At 41.0% G+C, this 6,106-nt stretch carries 7 protein-coding genes; 4 read left to right on the top strand and 3 right to left on the bottom strand.

Going from position 1 to position 6,106, the window contains the following annotated elements:
- From F1E73_RS16080 to F1E73_RS16065, 4 genes are all read left to right on the top strand, one after another.
- Positions 1–673 (top strand): 16S rRNA (uracil(1498)-N(3))-methyltransferase (locus F1E73_RS16080; protein ID WP_150452525.1); only part of this gene is annotated, 673 nt, incomplete at its 5' end.
- Positions 674–838: 165 nt separating this feature from the next.
- A complete protein-coding gene (locus tag F1E73_RS16075) occupies positions 839–1,495 on the top strand; it encodes a DUF4159 domain-containing protein (protein ID WP_150452524.1) in 657 nt (218 codons plus the stop codon).
- Between the two features lie 3 nt (positions 1,496–1,498).
- Positions 1,499–2,599 carry an AI-2E family transporter gene (locus F1E73_RS16070; protein WP_150452523.1) on the top strand — a complete coding sequence of 367 codons (1,101 nt, stop codon included), beginning with the start codon at positions 1,499–1,501 and terminating at the stop codon, positions 2,597–2,599.
- Positions 2,600–2,799: 200 nt separating this feature from the next.
- Positions 2,800–3,912, top strand: a complete 1,113-nt coding sequence (locus F1E73_RS16065) for a class I SAM-dependent methyltransferase (RefSeq protein ID WP_317132994.1) — start codon at positions 2,800–2,802, stop codon at positions 3,910–3,912.
- 27 nt (positions 3,913–3,939) lie between these two features.
- On the opposite strand, the gene F1E73_RS16060 is transcribed toward F1E73_RS16065, so the two are convergent.
- From F1E73_RS16060 to F1E73_RS16050, 3 genes are all read right to left on the bottom strand, one after another.
- Positions 3,940–4,689, bottom strand: a complete 750-nt coding sequence (locus tag F1E73_RS16060; RefSeq protein WP_223883483.1) for a M15 family metallopeptidase — start codon at positions 4,687–4,689, stop codon at positions 3,940–3,942.
- A 111-nt stretch (positions 4,690–4,800) separates the two neighbouring features.
- Complete coding sequence (locus F1E73_RS16055; protein ID WP_150452522.1) at positions 4,801–5,232, bottom strand: hypothetical protein; 432 nt, start codon at positions 5,230–5,232, stop codon at positions 4,801–4,803.
- Positions 5,233–5,242: 10 nt separating this feature from the next.
- A complete protein-coding gene (locus F1E73_RS16050) occupies positions 5,243–5,569 on the bottom strand; it encodes a hypothetical protein (protein WP_150452521.1) in 327 nt (108 codons plus the stop codon).
- Positions 5,570–6,106 lie beyond the last annotated feature (537 nt).

Genomic DNA, 6,106 nt, shown 5'->3' with positions numbered 1-6,106 from the left:
TACCCAGGAGTTTTTCTTTCCACCCGATGAAAGCAGGCATATCGCCAAGGTGTTGCGAAAAAAACAAGGTGATAAGCTATCCATCACCAATGGAAAGGGAATTTTATTTGAAGCAGCGATTAGCAATCCCCATCACAAAAAGTGTGAAGCCAGCGTCCTATCCAAAACACTCGCTTCCAAAAAGCCCTATAGAGTACACATGGCCGTGGCACCTACCAAGTTGAACGATCGCTTTGAATGGTTTCTGGAAAAAGCCACGGAAATAGGCGTGCACGAAATTACGCCCGTTATCTGTGATCGTTCCGAACGGAAGGTTATAAAAAAGGAGCGCATGGAAAAGGTACTACAGTCGGCCATGAAGCAATCCCTACAAACCTTTTTACCCATTTTACACGATGCCGTGCCATTGAAAGAGTTTATTAAACAGCCCCATAACGGCAATCGCTATATTGCCCATTGCGTTGCAGACCAGCCAAGAAAAGAACTCTTCCACAGTCTGGCACCCAAGGACACTACCACTATTTTGATAGGTCCGGAAGGCGATTTTTCGGAACCGGAAATCTCTTTTGCCCTTGAGCATAATTTTAATCCCATAGCATTAGGCACCACCAGGTTGCGTACCGAAACAGCAGCTGTTGTAGCTTGCACTACCGTAGCTATGATTAATCTATAAGACTGGTTATGAAGGCACTGATATCTAGGTAGCCAGCTTCCATCACTCCCGGGTAACACAGCAACAGGGTAAAGCTTTTTTACAGTCAACCCCCAGCTTACAAACAGGAGGGTTAATTTTAGATTAATATTGTTAAATTTGAGAAGACCAAACCCCAAGGGCACCATGAAACACCTATTTGCTTTTGTTTTTATTCTGCAGCTCCTCCTTGTGGTTGGCCCAAAGGCGTACAGCCAGGAGATAGCGGTATTGAAATATGGCGGTGGCGGGGACTGGTATGCCAATCCCACAGCCCTTCCCAACCTCATTGATTTCTGCAACCGAAACATCAACACCAAGATATCTCCCAAACCCGCAACCGTGGAAACGGGCAGCCCTAATATCTTCCAGTACCCATATCTGTATATGACCGGACATGGGAATGTATACTTTTCGGATGAGGATGCAGAAAATCTTCGTAATTACCTATTAGGAGGCGGATTTCTCCATATTGATGACAACTACGGGATGGAACCCTATCTGAGGCAAGCCCTCCCCAAAGTATTCCCCGACAAGGAACTGGTAGAGGTGGGCGCAGATCACCCGCTCTTTAATCAACAATTCCATTTTCCCAGAGGTCTTCCAAAAATACACGAACACGATGGAAAACCTCCACAGGCCTTTGGCATCTTCCATGAAGGCAGGCTGGTACTCCTATTTACCTATGAAACCGATCTAGGAAACGGATGGGAAGACCAAGAAGTGCATAACAACCCTCAAGAAGTAAGGAAAAAAGCACTGGAAATGGGAGCAAACATTATATCTTTTGTTTTTAAAAATTAATTTATGAAATCGAAAACCATAGCTAATGGAATTCTACGCGCTGTTGCCGTAATTGCCGGGATAGTTCTCGTAGGATACTTTCTTATTAAAATTCAGTCTGTCATAGCCTATATCCTCATCGCAGCGGTAGTTTCCCTTATTGGGCGACCCATTGTCTTCTTTTTAAAGAGAAAGCTCAAATTTCCCAACATTCTAGCTGTGGTAATGGCCTTACTCTTCATAATTGGAATCTTTGTGGCCGTAGTAGCCTTATTTGTTCCGATGATTACCCAGCAGGGAAAGAATTTAGCCTTGTTGGATTTTGACGCCCTGCTAAATAGCTTGAATTCTATTTACAACGAGGTGATCCATTATTTAGGCGGACAAGAAATAGAGCGGCAGGAAATAATTAAGAAATCCGATATTGGTAGAAATATTAAACAGGAGCTAAAAACAGGATTAATACCAAGCTTCCTCAATGCCTTTATGACCCTTTTAAGCGATCTAAGTATTGGCCTTTTTTCGGTATTATTCATCTCTTTCTTTTTTCTTAAAGACAGCAATCTTTTGCAAAATGGTTTGTTGATGTTGGTGCCAAAAACCAAGGAAAGAAAATTGATCGTCTCCATGGAGAAAATTAAAAATTTACTGTCGAGATATTTTGTGGGACTCCTGCTTCAGATCTTTATTCTCTTTTCCATTTACAGTATTTTACTCCTTTTAATTGGATTAGAAAACGCGATTGTAATTGCTTTTTTCTGCGCCATTTTTAACATCATTCCATACCTTGGTCCAATCATCGGAGGAGTGCTTATGATAGCCCTCACAATGACCAGTAATATGGAGGCCGATTTCTTTAACGAAATACTACCTAAAACTGGTTATGTTTTACTAGGTTTGACGATAGGACAATTAGTGGATAATTTCTTTTCACAACCCATCATTTTTGCCAACAGTGTGAAGTCGCACCCACTAGAGATTTTCCTAGTTATTATTATCGCTGGATTGTTATTTGGAGTTACAGGAATGATCATTGCAGTTCCTGGATACACCGCTATAAAGGTTATTCTAAAGGAATTTTTGGCCGATAATAAGATAGTGAGACAAATTACGAAAGGATTATAGTAAAACTTTACATAAAGACACCTTAATCACTGATTAAAAGAAGGTTAACCCCTAAAACATACTCATTTAAGGCTATATCCCCTTAGTTGAGCCACAAAAAACAAAACGAACCCTTAATCACCTTTAGCATTACTTTGAATAAAGACATATTAAATACTGGTGTACAATATTTTATAAATGCGAATTTAGATACTGACACCATGTCAGTTTTACTAAAAGACCACGATTTTGATGGAGTTAGCTCCAAGGAGCTGGTTCAGCAGATTGAAGCCAAGAACCGATGTCGCAAAAAACTGCCTACTTGGTTTAACACCCCCTTAATCTACTATCCCGAAAAACTAAATTTAGAGCAAACCTCTTCTGAAGATACTGCCCAATACAAGGCGGAAATTGCAAGTGGAAAATCGCTCTTAGACCTCACTGGCGGACTAGGGGTAGACAGCTATTTTTTCAGTCTAAAAAACACCCAGATTTTACACTGTGAAATCAACCCAAAACTAGCCGAAATTGCCGCCTATAATTTTAAGATTTTGGGTCGAAAAAACATCGAAACTCATGTGGGAGATGGACTCGATATGTTAAAGAAATCGGAGGCATTTTTCGACTGGATTTATGTGGATCCCTCGAGACGAAATGAGTCGAAAGGAAAGGTGTTTTTATTGGCAGATTGCCTACCTAATATTCCCGAAAATTTAGCACTTCTTTTTTCCAGCACCAATAATATTATGATTAAAACCGCTCCCCTTTTGGATATTACTGCGGGCATATCGGAACTAAAATCCGTAAAGGAAATTCATATTGTAGCGGTGAAAAATGAAGTGAAGGAATTGTTGTGGATTTTGGAAAAAGGGCACCAAGGGGAGATAGAAATTAAGACGGTGAATCTCACCTCCAACAACAAGGAAACCTTTCACTTTTCACTGGACGATGCCGCTACCTCTACCCCTACTTATTCCGAGCCCTTAGACTATCTCTACGAGCCTAATTCGGCCATCCTTAAGTCGGGAGGCTTTAATATAGTAGCCGAAACCTTTGGGGTTAATAAATTGCACCAACACTCCCATTTATACACCCATAATAAGCATATAGACTTCCCGGGAAGGCACTTCAAAATTGAAGCAACCATCCCGTACAATAAGAAAGCACTCAATGCCCTGGGGATTAAAAAGGCGAATATTACAACTAGGAATTTCCCCGTTTCCGTGAGTGAGCTCCGGAAGAAGTTTAAAATTAAGGATGGTGGAGAGGTCTATTTATTCTTCACCACCAATAGCGAGGGAAAGAAAATAGTAGTACACTGCTCCAAAGTGTAATTGGACCAGGAAGGGCAAAACCATCCTTTATGGACAGTCCCACTTAAAATTAGCGACTTTATCATTAGACCCTGCAGATAGGTTGTAATGCCACCATTCCGTTCTAATGGACCAGAATCCGTGCTTTTCCATGGTTTCCTTCAACAGGCGTCGGTTATCCAAGATATGCTGAGGCAGGTCCATATTATCATGGTAGGCCCTTTTACCAAAGAAATCGAAATCCGTTCCCATATCCAACTCCTCCCCTTCCAGGGTAACCAGGGTGATATCTACCGCCCCTCCCTTATTATGGATAGAGCCTTTATCTGGATTAGCTACATACTGCGGATTGGGAACAATGGCCCACATCTTATATTGCACGGAATTAGGCCGGTAGCAGTCGAAAAACTTTATTCTATACCCCTTTTCCATAAATTCCTTATTAGCCTCTAACAGCGCCCTAGCGGTCTTCACTCTAGTATAACACTCGGCGCAGTCGTACACCTGAGCCTTTAAAAAGTTGTTCTCGGTGGCATATCTCATATCGTACTCAAAATCACGACTATAGTCGGCCAACCTAATAAAAGTGGTATCTGCAAGGCCTTCCAAGGATTTTAGAGGAGGTTTTTCGGTCTTCACTGGCTCCAATTCAATAAGATCAATAACCGTATCCTTGGTCACTACCGCTTCAGCTGGTTCCACAATACTCTCTTTGGTCTTTTTTTGCTCTCCACAGCCTACTGTAAGCACTATTATCATCGCCCCAAGGCATTTTAAGGAAAAGTTGGCAGGACTCATTTAAATGCATTTAATTGGTTCATCCTTTAAAAATAGCAGATTCCGCCCAAAAGGCAAGTAGAACCCCACTATTATTTAAATCGGCTTACACAGCCTACAACCATCCTAGTGTTATCGGCCTTCATCGTACATTACTTTGATGCCATTAGAAGTCTTGATTACATTTTCCATTAGATAGAAAAAGGCAGCACCCATAAAATACATAAGAACATCTATAGGGTCTGCCGTATAACGGGCGTTAATCCCTGGGAGGTATGCTTCAAAATACAGGGCATAAAAGCAGGTAAGTGAAAGAATGGGGATTACAGGCAGGTTTAATTGCTTATCCGATTTAAGAATTCGCACTACAAACCTACCAATAAAGAGAACAATGGGCATACACAGGAAGTCGTTTAAATAATGCGCTACCCAGCGAGGAAGCACACCTCCATCTCCCCACCTCTGGATGGCGTAGACACCAGCCCCTACAACACAGAACAATGGAAAATACCATCGCTGCACCCAATACAGTCCGCCACTTATTATGTTATTCTGTAATTTCATTATATGCAGTTTAGGCAGCTATATAACTAATTAGGACAGCGATAAAGGCCCCAATGGACATGATGACTACCCAAATGGAATAGAAGATAAGAGCGGGAATCCGTATCAATAAGTTGGAATGATCCAAGGCATTCTCAAAAAACAGGGTTACCGCATTTGGTTTTTCCGCTGCTTTTTCGGCCTGTTTTTTATCATCGCTTGCCGCCCGAGCCTTTTCTCTTTGTAGCTGAACATTGATGAGTTCCCCACAATTTTCGCAATAATCACTATTGACATTAACGGTACCACAATGTTGACATTTTCTGTAGGCCACCTTCCCCATACCGGTCATTTTCAAAAGAATTCCATTCTATAAATTCTTAACCCTCCAGTTTGATGTTCTCTTTGGACAGTCAATGAATTTTTCAATCTGCAAAGGTCGGTAGAAAAAGGTACATCAAGAAATTATTAGCAAAGTATAAGAAGAAAGGCTGTTGCAAAACACCTTAACGGTAGGATTTGGAAATGGGTTAATGTAAAAATGTAGCAATGGGTTAATGTAAAAATGTAGCAATGGGTTAATTTGAAAATTTGGAGAGGTGTTGATTCGAGCTTCTATAATTAGGTGGCTGAGCGTAGTCGAAGCCACATTTAAATTGCCTATGCGTTAATTTTGGAAATACGCTAATGTAAAAATGTAGCAATGGGTTAATTTGAAAATTTGGAGATGTGTTGATTTGAAAATGGGTTTTCAGTCATTTCGAAATGAGTTGCTTTTCGCAACGATTGAGAAATCACACTCACTAGGATAGGGTCGTTAGCTAATTGTGTGATTTGGCTCATGGCATTTCTATTTCACAGGTATTCGTGAACTTTCGGTTTACAAATTTGGAGA

It is taken from the genome of Arenibacter lacus, assembly GCF_008711145.1.
GTDB classification, from domain to species: domain Bacteria; phylum Bacteroidota; class Bacteroidia; order Flavobacteriales; family Flavobacteriaceae; genus Arenibacter; species Arenibacter amylolyticus.
The sequence above is the reverse complement of the archived record's forward strand: the minus strand, read 5'-3'. Positions and strand labels throughout refer to the sequence as shown.